This window comes from Paenibacillus sp. FSL R5-0914 (assembly GCF_038004525.1).
In the GTDB taxonomy this organism is placed as follows: Bacteria; Bacillota; Bacilli; order Paenibacillales; family Paenibacillaceae; genus Paenibacillus_AQ.
The window spans coordinates 814,129-831,364 of the sequence record NZ_JBBORH010000003.1 but is presented as its reverse complement, the minus strand read 5'-3'; the positions used below and the strand labels follow the sequence as shown (position 1 = coordinate 831,364).

Genomic DNA, 17,236 nt, shown 5'->3' with positions numbered 1-17,236 from the left:
CCTACCTTTTCCATTTCCTTGTTAATCAATTAGTTCTCTAGAACCTTATGTAGCATTTCGGTTCATTACATAATATTGCAGCGCTGAGATCACCAAGATTACTAATCCCAATAACACTGCCATCGCCGATGCCATCCCTGCAATGGATTCACCGTTTCCGAAAGCTAATTGACGAATATACATCATGAGTACGTGTGTACTTTGTCGAGGCCCGCCATCAGTCATCATTAACGGTTGGCCGAATACATTGAAGGCTCCGGCAGTTGTCATAACAAAGGTATAGATTAATGGAAAACGAATAGATGGCAAGGTGATACTTGTGAATCTTTTAATTGAACCCGCACCATCGAGCTCGGCTGATTCATATAATTCTTGCGCAACGCCACTTAATGAAGCACGATAAATAATCATGTTGCCCCCAATACCGCCCCATAGTGTGATTACAATGATGATAATCCACGCATACGGCTGATTTGCAGGCCAAGCAATTTGTGATCCGAATAGATTACCAGTAATCCCTAATTGCTTATTAAAGATCAAAAGCCAGATTAGTGCAGCCGCAGAAATCGAAATCAAGCCCGGAATATAGAGAATAGATTGAATTAAGCTCTTCATTTTAACTTTTTTATGTTCTAGTGCAACAGCAACCATTAATGGGATAACTATTAATAATGGAACAGAGAGACCCACAAAGATCAAAGTATTTTTTAGACCTCTGAAAAATTGAGTATGAAACGTTGATTTGCCATCAAATAGAATGGCCTTATAGTTATCAAAGCCTACCCATACCGGGTCACTCATTAAATTCCACTTTGTAAATGAAGCATAAATCCCATAAATCGTTGGCAATAAAATGAAGACAGCAAACAAAATGACGTGCGGACCTACAAAGAAGGCAGGTGCCCAGTTTATTTTCTTTTTCATAGGATTTCATTTCTCCTTTTGCACAAAGTAATGCACCACAGTACGGCACATTACTTCGTACAATCTATTCTATTTCGCTTTATTTCGCTGCACTGCTGCTTTCTGCGATCTTATCTTCTACAAACTTCTGCATGGTTGCCAAGGTCTCATCTAGATCAACGTTACCGCGAACGATATCTGCGCAATAAGTATCTACTGCTTCTGCAATGTATGGGTAGTACTCATATGTGTAAATGTAAAGGGATTCAATTTCTTTTTCATTAGAAGTAAAGAAGGATTGCATGTAGTTTTGGTATTCCGGACTTTGGTTAACTACGTTACTTGCGACGTTTTGACCAGCTTTTGCCCATTCCATTGAGTTTGTACGCACATATTCTAAGAAGTTAGCAATCCCTACTTCTTTTTCATCTGTTCTCTTATCGTTCTTAAGCATAGCGAACAAGTGAGAAGAAGATCTATTCGTGAATTTATCAGCGGTTGGAGAATAAATGTTAGTCACACCAAAGTTCAAACCTTCAACTCCAGCATGTGCGGTAGAACTCCAAGTTCCGTCTGTGGAGAAGAGTACGTTTTGGGATTGGAACATCAAGTAACCGTCTTCACCAAATGGAGTCATCAAACCAGCATCAGCAATTTTCTTAACATCTTCAAAGGCTTGTTTAAATACTGGGGAGTTAACAGCCGGTTTGCCGTCCACCTGAATATCTCCGCCCAAGTTTTGAATTTGAGCCAGGATAACCCATCCGAGCAAGGCATCATTAACTACATAGTCGCCTTCATCCAATTTACCTTGTAAGGAAAGCATTTCATCAATCGTAACAACGTTATCATCCAAGAAAGATTCAGCATTATATTTCTTGAGCAAATCTTTATTGTAATACATTACGTTACTGTGGATATCAAGAGGTACTGTGTATTGTGTTCCGTCGATGTTACCAGTGTTCCAAGCTTGTGGTAAGTAATTTTCAGCTTTTAGTTCAGGTTGTGCCGGTAATACAGTATCTTGCATGGGTTCTAAGACACCTTGCTTAACAAACCCAGGAACACGGTCAGCGTGGATAATTGCTAAATCAGGAACACCTTTGCTGGAAGCCAAAACGGTAGAAATTTTCGTGTACATATCAGCTGTAATAACGTGCTTCACTTTAATCTCTGGATTCGTTGCATTGTACTCTTTAACGATTTGATCCATATAAGCACCATCATCACCGGTCAGCGGTGTCCAGAACGTAATCGTCTTACTATCATCTTTACCACCACATCCTGCTAACACTGTCGTTAACATTAGAACCGTTGCTAATACTACTCCAAATTTCTTTTTCATTACTCTCTCCCCCTGCAGCTGTAATGTTAAGATAATCATTCACATTAACTTTGTCGGAAACGATTAACTTAAACTTAGTATACAGTCGCTTTGAAAGCGTAGTCAATAACTTTTAAATAAACTTAATAGATTTTTTTAAAACTTAGTTAACCTTTTAGTTCATTAAGACGAGATGAAAGCGATATATTATTTACTTCAGTTACCTTTCGTGTTACTTTATATAGAGATTAATAAACTTTACAGTATATGAAATTACTTTGAAAGAAGTGGATAAAATGCAATTGGAAATAGACAAGTCCTCTCTCGTTGTTTATGAAGCCTTGGCAAGTGAAGTACGAATAAAAATCATTCAGTTACTCTCCAAAAATAAGATGAACATCAAAGATTTGGCAGAAGAACTTAAAATAAGCAGTCCCATCGTAACAAAACACATTAAAAAGTTAGAAGATGCAGGAATCATAAAAACAGAAAAAGTTCCTGGTAAATCCGGAATGCAAAAAATCTCAATTCTTAGAGTCGACCATATTGAGATTAACTTCCCTAAAAAAATCTTTCATTCCTTTGCCTCCTATGAGACATCGGTGCCGATTGGTCATTATACGGATTATGATCTGAAGCCTACATGCGGACTTGCCACAGAGAAAGAGTTTATCGGCAGAGTAGACGAACCTAAATATTTCATGGATTCTAAAAGAGTCGATGCAGAGATTCTATGGTTTACCCAAGGTTATGTTCAATACAACATTGCCAATTTTCTGAAAAAAGATGAAACCTTGCAGCAATTTGAAATTAGCCTAGAGCTTTCTTCCGAATTTCCATTTGCCAATGACGTATGGCCTTCAGACATCACCTTTTCATTGAACGGCTTGGAATTAGGTACTTGGACAAGCCCTGGGGATTTTGCTGATGCAAGAGGTAAATTCACACCTGAGTGGTGGCCGCACAATATTAACCAGTATGGATTACTAAAAACGATTAGAATTACTAATCACAATGGAACATACATTGACGGTGACCCCATGTCTTCCGTTTCGATTGAGGATTTAGATACGACCTGTGACCGATGGACTTTCCGGATCGAAGTGAAGGAAGATGCAAAACACGTCGGAGGCGCGACAATTTTCGGAAAAAAATTCGGAAATCATGATCAAGATATCATGTTCAAAATGTATTACCTTTAAAATCTTCTAGTACGCACATGTATCAAGGTTGGTTCTTTCATGGGGGCGAACAACTAATTAGTATTTATTCTTCCTTAGCCCCCCTATCTGTACTGTGATATGAACCAGTTATCACTTTCCCCTATCCATCTCTTTATCGCCCACATCTCCCACCTTCTTTCACTTTCCACAACTCCAGTAGTAATCTGCAGTACTTTTCATACGCTATCCAAACCCAACTACCTTTTGTTAATAAAAATATAAATAGATTCATCGTTTCATAAATTTATATTTGACTATATGCTAATATCATGCTTAAAATGAGATCAACATAAAACGTTTTCCACGATATGGTTTGTATAAACATAAAACAAATCCATTTTGATTTGTGAAAAACGTTTTTTCAGTAGCTCTATTGTAAGCGTTTTACATTTTTCGTACCGCCGCAATCTCTAATCAATAGAATCGGAGGATCATGAATTTGAGGAAAACAACTCGTAAGCTAACCGCTTCACTTCTTGCACTCACGCTGCTAGTACCTGCACCATTCATTTCAGCAGCTTCTGCAAGCGATTCCAAAACAATCCCACCATCCACGCAACAACAGGCTGTCGATTATTCAGGCCACTGGGCACAGAAAGATTTTCAATCCTGGGTGGATAAGGGCTTGATTTCAGGCTATGGAAATGGAATTTACAAACCTAATCAAGAGATCACCCGCGCGGAATGGGTCACATTGATCAATCGGGTCTTTAATTTGCAGGAAAAATCAGAAATTGCCTTCACGGATGTACTGGAGTCAGGTGCTTATTACAGCGATATCCAGAAAGCTTCGGCTGCAGGATATGTATCAGGATATAGCGATGGCACCTTCCGACCAACACAGGTAGTAAGTCGTCAAGAAGCCGCGGTTATGCTGCACAGACTATTCCAGCTCAATTGTTCTGCAAATACCTCTGCACCAAAAGATGTTGAAGATTTACCCTCATGGAGCCAAGAAGCTGTATTATCTTTATTTGGTGAAGGTTATTTGAATGGTTATAGTGACGGCAGCTTTAAAGGCGCAAAAGCCGTAACAAGAGCGGAAGCACTGCGTATGATTGAGAAGTTGGCCGGGGAAATCACTTCTAAGAGCGGGAGTTATACGGGGATTACCACTCAGAATATGGTAATTAGTAACCTGGGTGTTGAGTTGAACAACTCCACCATCTCCGGAAACCTGTATCTTACCGAAGGTATTGCAGAAGGTGATATCACGCTGAATAACGTCACTGTTAAAGGAACAATATTCGTATCCGGCGGCGGCGAAAATAGTATCGTACTTAGTAACTCTAATGCAGGTAACATGGTTGTAGATAAGCGTAATGGGAAACTCCGCGTCGTTACTAAAGGAACGAGTGCCGTACCAAGTGTACGTGTACATTCCGGTGTAATGCTTGAGGAAGATACCACTTTGACGGGAGCAGGCTTCGGCCGGGTCGTTATAGAGAATACACTCCCGAACGATTCAATCATCAGGCTGAGAGGAAACTTTGATTCTGCTGAGGTACGAGCGTTAGGAGTGCCTACACTACATCTAGCTGCAGGCAATATTACTGAAGTTACATTGAACCAATTAGCCAAGCTGCGTGTAGATGCTGGTGCAGCAATCAAGAATCTAATCCTTGGCATAAACGATATGATTACTATCCAAGGCACCGGGAAGGTTAGCTTTGACAATAAATACAGTAATCTAATCAAATTTGAAATACCTACTCCGACAGCTACGGCAACGTCTGGTTCTGGTAGTTCAGGTTCTGGTAGTTCAGGTTCTGGTGGATCGGACGGCGGCGCTGTTGCTACACCTACTACTACTCCGGTTCCTACAGCTACAGTGACTCCTACTGCTACGCCGAGTCCGGGAGCAACGGCACCAGCACTCACCAATGTTTCTGTACATGATCCTTCGGTGGCTGTAGACAAAGGAACGTATTATGTGTTCGGGTCTCATATCGATGCGGCCAAATCGGATGATCTGCTGAACTGGACTCGTTTCACAAATGGTTATACAACACCGGGCAACGTACTCTTTGGTGATCTTTCCGCGAATCTGGCAGAATCCTTTAAATGGGCTGGAGAGAACGATTCTGACAGTAAAGGCGGATTCTCCATATGGGCTCCAGACGTTTTCTGGAATGAGGATTATAAGAATGTGGACGGAACCACTGGCGCTTACATGATGTATTACAGTGCTTCTTCCACTTACATCCGCTCAGCGATTGGCTTTGCCACTTCGCAAAATATTGAAGGTCCTTATACCTATGGAAATACCGTAATTTATTCCGGCTTCACCAAGGAAGAAGATTACGATACTAACAGCAAAATTAACAAAAAATGGACAAACACAAATATTCAAAAGCTTATTGATAACGGAACACTAGAAGATGCCAACCCAGATTGGTTTGACGCAGGCGGTTCATATAAGAACAAAACGTATACAAACGCAATTGACCCGACGTTATTCTACGATAAAGACGGCAAGCTGTGGATGACTTATGGATCATGGTCAGGCGGTATATTTATTCTAGAAATCGATCCAGCTACCGGCGATCCAAAATATCCTGGTAAAGATGGAACGACTGCTGATGGACGTCTAATCGACCGGTATTTCGGTACCCATATTTCTGGCGGTATGACCAAATCGGGCGAAGGTCCGTATATCGTTTACGACAAGAATACAGATTACTACTTCTTATATGTAACTTATGGAGGACTAGCGTCCGACGGTGGTTACAATATGCGTCAGTTCCGTTCAACGAATCCGGATGGTCCTTATGTGGATGCTGCCGGACAAAGTGCAGTGCTGGCAACGAGCAATGACCATTCGGCCATTGGCAACAAAGTTCTTGGTAATTTCATGTTCACGAACGTGAATAGTGATCCAGACTTCCAAACTTACGGCTATGTTGCATCAGGCCATAATTCAGTCAATTATGATGAAGAGACGGGTAAAATATTCAACTTCTTCCACACTCGCTTCCCGCAGCGTGGTGAAACACATGAGCTTCGTGTGCATCAAATGTTCACCAACGAAGATGGATGGCCGCTCACTTCTCCTCATCGTTACACTGGTGAAACTATCGCAGCTGTTATGCAGGAAGATGTTATTGGAGCTTACCAGTTCGTGAATCACGGGAAAGATACTTCTGCTAAAATTAAATCCACAACAGCTATCGAACTGCGAAGTGATGGAACCATTACAGGGTCCGTAACCGGGTCTTGGGAGCTAAAAGGAGAGTGTTACGCCGACCTGCTCATCAATGAAATAGAAAACGGAGCTACTGTACAAAATCTCTACAAAGGTGTATTCGTAAAACAATGGGATTCCACTCGTCAGAGCAATGTTATGACTTTCACAGCCATGTCCAATAAGGGTGTTACCGTCTGGGGCAGCCAAATTGAACTGCTGAGCACAGATCAAATTGTATCCAATGTTAAAGATAGTTTAAGCTTGGGCAACACAAGTAAAGTATACAAAGATCTTACGCTCCCAACTGAGGCCGTAAGAGGAACAGTCATTACGTGGTCGTCTTCCAATGAAGCCGTAGTAGGAAACGATGGTTCAGTTGTTCGTCCTGAAAAAGGACTCGGAAACGCAACGATTGTACTTACTGCTACGATTGCGCTGGGTGAGTCTACTGCAACTAAGACCTTTACTATCATTGTAATGGAACTGACTGGAAATATACTGGAAGACGGTTTGGTGGCAGCGTATGATTTTGAAGGAGATCTTTCAGAGAACGGAGATCGTACTGATAAGGGTACAATTACCGGCAATCGGATTAACAATACTGGTGGGAACATCACCTATGAGACAGGTGAAGTTGGTCTTGCAGCTAAATTCGACGGTAGCTCCGGTATTCGCCTACCAAATGGTTTGATTAAAGGCAACACCTACACAATAGGCATGTGGCTTAACCCACAAGAACTGACTCAATTCACTACAGCCTTCTTTGGTGCTACAACAGATACGAATTGGATTAGTCTCTTGCCTTATGGAAACGGTGGAGCTACTACCCGGATGTGGTTTGGTAGCCAAACCTTCCACGATGCAGAAGCAGGCATGCAGATTCCAGTTAACCAATGGTCGCATATAGCTTTCACTTACGATGCCGGGACTGTGAAGCTGTATGTGAACGGAGTATTGAAGTACACTGGAAAAGGATTTACGGATGTATTTAACAGTGCAGATGCAGTATTCGCCCTGGGTGTAAACTACTGGGATATCCCATACAAAGGTTTGATTGATAACCTGCGTATCTACGAAAGTGCACTTTCCGCTGAAGCTGTAGACTTGCTGGTAAACGGTGAGCCTGACAGTAATATTAAAGTAAGTACGATAACCATCCGTGATGCTGAAATGGATGTGGCTGTGGGGAATACCTTTACCCCTCAAGTAAAAGTACTTCCTACCAATGCCGGAAATAAGAAACTTACTTGGAGTTCTAGTGATCCTAGCGCCGTTACAGTTGATGCTACAACCGGAACCGTAACCGCACTAACGGTAGGTGGCGAAGCAGTGATTACAGCCACTGCGGCTGATGGCAGTGGTGTCTCAGCAGACTATAAGGTAAACGTTACGGATGGAAAAGTAGCCTATTATGCTTTTGATGGAAACCTTGATGACTCCCTCCAATTGGTCGGTACTGGACAGGTTACGGGAATAAAAATCGAGGCTCCAACTGTAGGTAACATCACTTACGGTAACGGTATCACTAATCAAGCAGCAGTATTTGACGGTGTTTCCGGGATCCGGTTACCTAATGGATTAATTGACAGCAATACCTATACCGTATCTATGTGGTTAAACCCTGAGCAGCTTACTGATGCAACAACAACCTTCTTCGGTGCTGCTTCGATAAACAGCTGGATTAGCTTCGTTCCACAGAACGGCGGAGGTAAAACACTGCTATGGTCTGGCGAGGCGTGGTATGATGCTGTTTCCGCTATGAAGATTCCAGAGAATAAATGGACGCATGTAGCATTTGCGGTCAACAACGGTACCGTGAAGGTATACCTCGACGGAGTTGAGCAATTCTCCGGTGAGGGCTTCCCGAATGTGTTTAAGAACAAGAATGGTGTGTTCGCTCTTGGCGTAAACTATTGGGACGTACCTTATAAGGGAATGATTGATGAACTGAAGATTTATAGCAGAGCACTCAAATCAGACGAAATACTGACCGAATATAACTCAAATGTAAATTAAGAGAATCATCATTTGGAAAGAGAGCGGAGCCTCAGGCTCCGTTCTTTTTATCTTAAATCACGCGATCAAAGTGAATGAGCGTCCAGAAAATTTCTCACCTTCGTATTGTAAAACAAGCATTTAAATAATATAATCATTAACTATACGTCTTGAACTAAATTGGAGGCCATCTATGAAACTTGACCTGTCGGAAGAATCTCTTCCCGTCTACGAAGCTTTAGCCAGTTCAGTTCGTCTGCACCTGCTGCGCTTGCTTGCCGAGAACCCAATGAATGTCAAGGAATTGGCCGCAGCGGTAAATTTGAGCAGCGCCATTATGACAATGCATGTGCGTAAGCTAGAAGCTGCAGGACTTATCCAGACACATATGGCACCTGGACGAAGTGGTCTGCAAAAGATCTGTACGCTGGCTGCTGAAAGTGCCGAGATCACCTTTCCAGGCAGACAAATTAATGAGCGCAAAAGCTACCGCAAGGAGATTCCTGTTGGGCATTATTCCGACTTCATGATCGAGCCTACCTGCGGTCTTGCCACTACAGAGCAAGTGATTGGCAGCTTTGATGATCCCCGTTATTTCTGGGATCTCGAGCGTATGAATGCTGGTATTCTCTGGTTCGGCAAAGGGTATATCGAATATAAAATTCCTAACTTCCTTCTCTCCAGTCAACAGCCCGAGGAGCTAATCATTACGATGGAGATTGCCTCCGAAGCGCCTTCCATTAATAATAATTGGCCCTCCGACATCACTTTCACACTGAACGGAGTACAGCTTGGATTCTGGACAAGTCCGGGTGACTACGGAGATAGACGTGGTAAATACACGCCAGCTTGGTGGCCAGCACTCACGAATCAATACGGCCTTCTTAAGCAGCTGCGCATTACATCTAAAGGCACGTTTATGGACGGCCTGAAACTGTCCGACGTTACGCTGGATCAAGTGAACATTCGCAACAAGCAATGGACTTTCAAGCTTTCCGTCGATGAAGAGGCCGAGCATATTGGCGGCATTACCCTTTTTGGCAAAGGCTTTGGCAACTATAATGATGATCTAATCGTTGAGCTGTTCTACACAGATACCCATGAATAAAGCCGCATTCATCTCCCATTAGAGAGTCGAATGCGGCTCTTATTTTACCTTATTTCATGTTCAATGAAGGGTCCCCATAATCCGCCACCAGGCAGTGGACAGCCACGTTCCTTAAGCTTAGCTACAACAGGAATAATGCATCCACAAGCTACGCAAGTCACACTCTCATGCAGCTTAGGACAAGTCCCGCAAAGAGAAATCCGTTCAGCATAAACCTCATCTGGAACACAAAGCTCTGTCTTAAACATGGATGATGACAAGATTCGCTCTATCTGTGCATCGGTAACCTTATAATCGTCGCGACACCCCTTGCATGCAGATGTTGTTGACATGATAACACCACCTTATGCCTTCGGCGTAATCTCCAGCACAGTTACTGACATTGGAGCCAGCTCTACATTAAGAAGATCACCTTCAAGTGTAAAGGCTGTAAAAGCTTGCGGTACGACAGCATCTGGCTGAATAAATGTATTATGAGCATCTATCTTGTTACCTGTGAGCGTAGTGCCTGTCACTTCAACCTTCTGCCCGGAAAGGCCACGTAGCTCGAGGGGTACAGTAGCTGATGCAGCGTGATTCAAGTTGCAAAGACTGACATGAATGATCCCAGCGTCTGTTACGGAAGCTGAAGCAGATACTTCAGGAATCTCGCTGCCCTCAAAGCTGTAAGTCCCACTATCGATTGTTAAATCCAACAATTCAGCATCCTGATGGACTTTAAACATATTGAATACATGATAGGTAGGCGTTAGCAGCATTTTTTCTCCTTCGGTTAAAATCACTGCTTGAAGCACGTTAATGGTCTGCGCAATATTTGCCATCCGTACCCGGTCACTGTGTTTATGGAAAATATTCAGGGTTACGCCAGCTACAAGGGCATCCCGAATTGTATTTTGTTGATATAGGAATCCTGGATTCGTACCCGGCTCAACATCATACCAAGTTCCCCATTCGTCAACGATAAGGCCTACTCTTTTATCTGGGTCATATTTGTCCATAATAACACCATGTTTAGTAATCAGCTCATCCATGCGAAGGGCCTTCTCTAAAGTACTAAACCATTCACTAGTTTCAAAGCCTGTTGCTGCCCCTTTATTCTCCCATGCTGGACCAGGAATCGTATAATAATGAAGAGTAATCGAGTCCATAAAGCGTGTAGCTTCACGCATTAGAACTTCCATCCAGTGATAATCATCCACGTTAGGACCACAAGCGATCCGGTGAATACGATTCTCCCCGTAATTACGTACATACGTCTGATATTGGCGATAAAGATCTGCATAATATTCTGGACGCATATTCCCGCCGCAGCCCCAATTCTCATTACCAACGCCAAAATAAGTGACAGCCCAAGGCTCTTGATGACCGTTCTGCTGGCGAAGCTCAGACATCGGTGAGACACCGCCAAAGGTTAAATACTCTACCCATTCGGACATCTCTTGAACCGTACCACTTCCCACATTACCATTGATATAAGGTTCACATTCCAGCATCTCACATAATTCCATAAATTCATGTGTACCAAAATGGTTGTTCTCAACCGTGCCGCCCCAATGCGTATTGATCATACGTTTACGAGCTTCGCGATCACCAATACCATCTTTCCAATGATATTCATCTGCAAAACATCCACCCGGCCAGCGAAGTACTGGAATTTGTATTTCTTTAAGCGCTTTCACAACATCATTACGAATACCGTTAGTGTTAGGAATCGGTGAATCTTCTCCGACCCAAATGCCTTCATAAATACAACGTCCTAGATGCTCAGAGAAGTGTCCATAAATATTTTTGTTTATCGTACCTTTGCGAATGTCTGTGTTAAGGATTGCGCGATCTGCCATGAATAAACTCCGCCCTTCAACATTTATATTTTTATTAACTAATTAATAATTATACAAACATTATAGAGCGGTCCTCAGCGATCCGTCAATCTCCAATATGAATGAATCTATTCTTTATCAATCGGTTTGTTTATCCCGTCTTCATAATAATCAAAAACGAGCTGCCGCTGCGTTCCTCTTACCCCGTAAAATACGTCGGAGATCCGTTTCCCCTTCCGTCTTAATTCGCTCTCCAGCCATTCTTTGGTCAGTCCATTATTCTCAAGATTCTCTTCAATGAGGACGCCATCCATAATTAACTCAACGGGAAAGCTCTGAGGGACGGAAAGAAGCTTCAAATCTTTTCGGGTAACATATTGATACTCTTGTTTCTTTAAGACGGATACCATTCCGTTATCTTCTAATACGGCATACTCTACTACCTCTAGATTAAAAATTTCTTTTTCCCTCAGTGCCTGATCCAAGGAGTCTAGCGAATACCTTACCTTTTTCATATTCCCTTCAAGAATTTTCCCGTTTTCAATAAGTACCGTAGGTGATCCGGAGATCCAGCTTCTCATTCTACGACTCTTTATAGCGATGATAGATAGTAGAAAAGACGTAGCAGTGATAACAATGAGCGCCATGATCATATATGACGACTTCAGGTCTTTATTAAAAGCCAGGTTTGCCGCAAGCGATCCTAATATAATGCCTGTCACGAAATCATGAAACGTCAAATTAGAAATCGTTTGTTTACCCAATATCTTAGCTATCACAAGCAGCATGATCATAGCGACCACAGTACGAAGAACAATATCCATATGCGCCTGCATCTCTAATGCTCCTTTCTATTCAATCCCCTATTATTCACAAACCAAGGTGAAATGAAACGTCATTACAATCGGTTTAATTTTAAGAGGTCATCCGGAGACTTCTATAAACGTCAAAAGGGCTCTGGAATGGTTCTACTGAACCGTCCCAAAGCCCTAGCTACGAATGCTTATTTTTCAGTCTTGATTGCAAGCAGATTGTGCAGAATCATTGCGCTTTCAGCTCGAGTTGCTGAGCCTCCCGGGTCGAATTGCCTGTCACTTCGACCCGGGATAAGTCCAAGGGCTTGAGATTGACCGAACTATAATTGACTGCAGCTTTCGATTCTCCATTGACATACGCATCTTCAGAAACATACAGCTTCGTCTGGTTCCGAATCGGAAGGCTCGGTGCAGTACCATCCCGATCATTACCGCCATGTGACCGTACAGTTCATCTATCGACGGGATCATTTCAAGACAAGCGCGTTCCATAAATTTATCGAATTATTGCAGCAAAAACCCTGAAGACTCGTATGATGAGTTTCTTCAGGCTTTTTTACATGGCACCGTTATGATCACCTGTGCACCGCCTTCGACACGGTTTCCTGCTTCGATATGCCCTCCGTGCTTTGTAATGAGCAACTGTGCTGTATACAATCCAAGCCCGGAATGACCTTTGTCTAGAGATCTAGACGGATCCCCCGTGTAGAATTTATCGAACATCCGCCGCAAATCAAGAGCGCTGAACCCCTTCCCCGTATCCTTCATGTCAAAGGTAATCTGCGTCTCCTCTAAGATGACCGTCCACTCGATCCTTCCCTCCACTGGCGTAAATCGCAAGCTATTGGTAATCACGTTATCGAATACTTGCTCCAACCGTGATGTATCCACAAGAAACTGCTGTTCTTGGTCGCATCGCCTATTCACATAAGAGAAGTCAAAAGCAATCCACTTCTCACGGCATAACAATGCGTATTCATCTTTTTTCCGCTCACAGAAGGCGAGTAAATCCGCTCTCGTATACTGGAGGACAAAATCAGGCGTGTCGATTTTATTCATGAACAGCAATTCCGTCAGCATTTTGTCCGCACGCTGCGTACTGTTCTGAATGGTTAACAAGTACTTCTCCAGCCGTTCGGGACGGCGTGCACCGCTCTCGATTAAATTGTCTACATGACCTTGAATGATCGTCAGCGGCGTCCGCAAATCATGGGCAATCGCAGAGATCATGTCGCGTCTCTCCTGCTCCAGCTTCCACTCCCACTTCAAGGATTGCTCCAGCGCGATCCGCATCTCTTCGAAGGCATCGGAGAGCTCGATCAGCTCCTTCGACCCACCTGCTCCTGCGACGGAGAAATTCAGGTCATTCTGCTGGATTCGTCTAGCTCCCCCGATGATCCGTGCGATCGACGGTTCGAGCCGTTTACCCAATTTTCTCGCGAAAATAAAAGAGAACAAGACGATGAAGAAGAACGGTGCGATCAAACTGCACAAAATAAGCATAACGAGCAGCCCGTTTCCAGGGTTGTTGGAGGATACACTTAAACTGTATCGTAGCACCAGCATCCCCTTTAATTTTTTCTGCGAATCCAGGATCGGGTGGTAATTGATATATTTCCCGCCCTGTTTCTCGCTACGGTTCAGCTTGCTTAGCACATCCTCCGGGCTGTTGACGAAAGTCTGCCCCTTCCAGCCGTAGACGATTTGCCCCTTCAGATTCACGATTTGATACTGCATGCCTTTCGTCAGAATAACATGTTCCAACGCATTCTGCTTTGAAGGAGATAATAAGGCGTCTTTTTGCTGATCTACATAACCTAGAATCTGGGGAATTTGCTGCTCATAATAGTTGGCTGGTAGAATGCTCTTGTCCGTTTGATTAATCAAAACATAAAGCGTACTGCCCCAAACCAGCATCGAGCCGATGAAGCTATAGAAAAGAACGAGTGTAAATGCACCCATAAACTGTCTGCGCAGCGGTTTTCGACTTGCCTTTACTTCCTTTCGAATCTGTACCCTACCCCCCATACCGTTGTAACAAAGGTCTTCTCCGGTGCTGCGCACGCCAGCTTCGCCCGGATATTTTTGATATGTTCGGTAATTGTGGCTGCTTCTCCCTCCGCATCGAATCCCCAGATCTTCTCATAGATTTGTTCCCGCGAGAATACTTGATTCGGATGCATGAAGAGAAGCCGGAACAATTCGAACTCCCGGCTGGTCAGCGGAATCGGAAGGTTCTGGTAGAATACCTGATGGCTGTCCAGATCCATCGTGAGATCGCCATGGTGCAGCAGCTTCGGTTGATGATCAAGATGGCTCCGCTGCTCCCGACGAAGATGCGCTCTTATTCTCGCCTTCAATTCTTGCATGCTAAAAGGCTTCACGATATAGTCATCGCCACCGACGGCGAGTCCTTGGATCCGATCCGCTTCATTGGAGCGCGCGCTTAAGAACAGAATCGGACACGAGACCCGGTCACGTATCGCTTGGCATACTTCGAGCCCATCGAGATGCGGCATCATAATATCCAGGATGATTAAGTCGGGCGTCTCTCCCAGTCGATCGAACACTTCCTTGCCGTCATAAGCCACTGATACCTCATACCCATCATCCTGAAGCGCATCGCGCATAAATCCGACGATTTCTCGCTCATCATCGGCGATTAATATCTTTTCTCTCATCTCTTGAATTTCCTTTCGCGTCTATCAATCTAGCAGCTTTATCCCCTCATTGTACCTTTTTGTGCGCCAAAAATCCCCTGCAGCGGCACACACGGTGTTCACGACAGGGGAACAATTAAATTTTCAGGTATAACCGAGTTAGAGCTTCGTTGTCGGTTCTTTGACTTTATCGAAGACGATGATCCCGTCATATTGCTCTTTTGGAATGAATCGCATCGACATCGGCATAATGATCTCGGACGTCATGCCATCCTCGGCTGCATAGATCGGTTTGAACATCCAAGCATTATTTTTGTTCGGAGACTTGTGCTTGGATAGATCCGCAAACGCAATCTTATAACCGCTCTGCATCATCAGTTGTTCCAGACTCCCCTTCGGCATCGGCTGAATATCAAAGATCTTCTGTGTCGTAATCGTGCTCGCCTTACCGCTGTTCATGTACAGACCCAACACGTAGACCTTATCCTTTAGCTTCTTATGTAGCAATTCTCCCATACTTGTAAAGCTGTTAATCCATTTCCCTTGTTCTTTCGTTTCGATTTTGGACGTATTCTTCGCCAGATGATCGTTATGCGCCCATAAAATCACTTTTTTGCCGGGATACATCACCTTCATTAACCACTCCACGTTGTCAGCCATGATTCGATCACGGAATTCATAGCTTTCCTTCGTATCGTACATCCCCATCTCGATGAATTTGACCCGATCCTCCAACGTCTTGACAGCGATATCCACCATCCGCGGGTTCGCAGGGTAGGCGGCTGCAAGTTGTTCTTTGTTCTCTTGGATGAATTGGATCAACGCCTTGTATTTCGGTTCGTACGTATTCTTCACCTTCTTGATTTCTGCTTTCGCCTCCGGATGACTATCGTCCATGCCATATTGGTTGAGCACCTTATAGAAATCCGTCATCGCTTGCATTTCGAAGTTGAAATAATTCTCGCCCTGATCCTTGTCTACCTTGGCAATCCAACCGGCAATAAATTGCGTTAAGTACCCTGATGTGAACTGCATGTCATAACCTGCTAGATATAAGGGATCGTTCGTCCCTTGCTTCTTCTTGATGTAATCGAATAAATTCAGAGTCTCCTTGGAATGCCAGATGGGAAAAATTGAACGTTCCATCATTTGTTGCGATGTCCATGTTCCTGCATTATCGTACGTCATGAATGAATCCCCAAGGCCCGACTCAAATGCAATCACGTCAAAATCCAGCTCTTCGTGTAAATATTTGATCAACCTTGTCTTCATGCTGCTGTATTCTGCGACACGGTGAAAGTTCTCGCCAAGGCTAATGACCGTCTTATCTTTCAAGATCGGCTTCAGAAACGCTAAATCTTTATAGTCCGATGACGTCAAAGATTTAATCTCTTGAATATTCTCCTTCGACCCCGTAATTTTCTGCGCGGTCGCCGAGGCGCTCACTGGCGATAGTAATAGTGAAAATGCTAGGCCCAGGGAAATGATACCTGTTAATCGTTTCGTTGCTTGCATGTTGAATGTTCTCCTCCTTCGAAATCTGTTATTACGTCGTTCTCTTACCATGCAGAGACATCGTAACAGGAACTTCTAAGGAATCTATAAAGATAAGAGAATAATTCCTCAATGCGCGTGCCAGAACCGCTTCTTCACGAATCTCACTGCCATATTTAAGACGAGCATGATCATCCCGATGTTGATCGCATAATCCGCTAAATTGAGAATGCCTCTCCCCGATCGAGACATGATAAAATCCGTGACCTGCCCGAACACCAGTCGATCAATCCCGTTGCCAACCGCACCGCCGACCAAGAAACCAGCGATCATATCCGCCAATCGGCCTTTCCAGGCACCCATGCTGCGATAATAGAACACACCGATGACGAACAAGATGGCGATCACCCCGAATAACCACGCATAACCTTGGAATAAACTGAAAGCCATCCCGCTATTCTCATAATGTGTAATCTCCCATCGTCCGAAGAACAAGCTATCTCCGATATCCAGGTTCATCCGAATCCAAATTTTCGAGACCTGATCGATCAAGATCACGACCATCGCGATCATACAAAACCACATAGCGACACCCACTTTCTTCTCAGCCTATGAACAACCATGTAACTCCCTTGTGCTCATCATACTACAAAACCATGTGGCATCGAAAAATAAAGGCACGCCCGAAGGAGTGCCTTTCAGGTATC

General features: G+C 43.7%; 12 protein-coding genes. 3 read left to right on the top strand and 9 right to left on the bottom strand.

The annotated features are described in order from the left end of the window. Nucleotides 1-45 precede the first annotated feature (45 nt). Nucleotides 46-924: a carbohydrate ABC transporter permease gene (locus tag MKX60_RS27015; protein WP_042186039.1), complete on the bottom strand. Its 879-nt coding sequence runs from the start codon at nucleotides 922-924 to the stop codon at nucleotides 46-48. A 79-nt stretch (nucleotides 925-1,003) separates the two neighbouring features. Continuing rightward, nucleotides 1,004-2,248: an extracellular solute-binding protein gene (locus MKX60_RS27010; RefSeq protein WP_042186037.1), complete on the bottom strand. Its 1,245-nt coding sequence runs from the start codon at nucleotides 2,246-2,248 to the stop codon at nucleotides 1,004-1,006. Between the two features lie 275 nt (nucleotides 2,249-2,523). Between MKX60_RS27010 and MKX60_RS27005 the strand changes: the two genes are divergently transcribed. The 3 genes from MKX60_RS27005 to MKX60_RS26995 all read left to right on the top strand — a co-directional run bounded on the left by MKX60_RS27005 (nucleotide 2,524) and on the right by MKX60_RS26995 (nucleotide 9,740). Continuing rightward, complete coding sequence (locus MKX60_RS27005) at nucleotides 2,524-3,429, top strand: ArsR/SmtB family transcription factor (protein WP_042186035.1); 906 nt, start codon at nucleotides 2,524-2,526, stop codon at nucleotides 3,427-3,429. A 460-nt stretch (nucleotides 3,430-3,889) separates the two neighbouring features. Next, nucleotides 3,890-8,653, top strand: coding sequence for a LamG-like jellyroll fold domain-containing protein (locus MKX60_RS27000; RefSeq protein WP_341061511.1), 4,764 nt, complete (start codon nucleotides 3,890-3,892; stop codon nucleotides 8,651-8,653). Nucleotides 8,654-8,825: 172 nt separating this feature from the next. After that, nucleotides 8,826-9,740 carry an ArsR/SmtB family transcription factor gene (locus MKX60_RS26995; RefSeq protein WP_042186033.1) on the top strand — a complete coding sequence of 305 codons (915 nt, stop codon included), beginning with the start codon at nucleotides 8,826-8,828 and terminating at the stop codon, nucleotides 9,738-9,740. A 44-nt stretch (nucleotides 9,741-9,784) separates the two neighbouring features. Here MKX60_RS26995 and MKX60_RS26990 read toward each other — a convergent pair whose 3' ends face one another. The 7 genes from MKX60_RS26990 to lspA form a co-directional block, all read right to left on the bottom strand. Beyond that, the gene (locus MKX60_RS26990) at nucleotides 9,785-10,072 is read right to left on the bottom strand and encodes a hypothetical protein (protein WP_042186032.1); all 288 of its coding nucleotides are present in this window, start codon (nucleotides 10,070-10,072) and stop codon (nucleotides 9,785-9,787) included. Between the two features lie 12 nt (nucleotides 10,073-10,084). Next, entirely contained in the window at nucleotides 10,085-11,581 is a 1,497-nt protein-coding gene (locus MKX60_RS26985) for an alpha-N-arabinofuranosidase (protein ID WP_341061510.1), read from the bottom strand. A gap of 107 nt (nucleotides 11,582-11,688) precedes the next feature. Beyond that, complete coding sequence (locus MKX60_RS26980; RefSeq protein WP_341061508.1) at nucleotides 11,689-12,396, bottom strand: DUF421 domain-containing protein; 708 nt, start codon at nucleotides 12,394-12,396, stop codon at nucleotides 11,689-11,691. Nucleotides 12,397-12,921: 525 nt separating this feature from the next. Then, nucleotides 12,922-14,439, bottom strand: a complete 1,518-nt coding sequence (locus MKX60_RS26975; protein WP_341061507.1) for a sensor histidine kinase — start codon at nucleotides 14,437-14,439, stop codon at nucleotides 12,922-12,924. Further along, nucleotides 14,370-15,056: a response regulator transcription factor gene (locus MKX60_RS26970; protein ID WP_076284294.1), complete on the bottom strand. Its 687-nt coding sequence runs from the start codon at nucleotides 15,054-15,056 to the stop codon at nucleotides 14,370-14,372. Before MKX60_RS26970 ends, MKX60_RS26975 begins: the two co-directional genes overlap by 70 nt. A gap of 138 nt (nucleotides 15,057-15,194) precedes the next feature. Then, nucleotides 15,195-16,550, bottom strand: a complete 1,356-nt coding sequence (locus tag MKX60_RS26965) for an erythromycin esterase family protein (RefSeq protein WP_076284295.1) — start codon at nucleotides 16,548-16,550, stop codon at nucleotides 15,195-15,197. A gap of 108 nt (nucleotides 16,551-16,658) precedes the next feature. Further along, nucleotides 16,659-17,102 carry a signal peptidase II gene (gene lspA / locus MKX60_RS26960; RefSeq protein WP_256721618.1) on the bottom strand — a complete coding sequence of 148 codons (444 nt, stop codon included), beginning with the start codon at nucleotides 17,100-17,102 and terminating at the stop codon, nucleotides 16,659-16,661. Nucleotides 17,103-17,236: the final 134 nt, after the last annotated feature.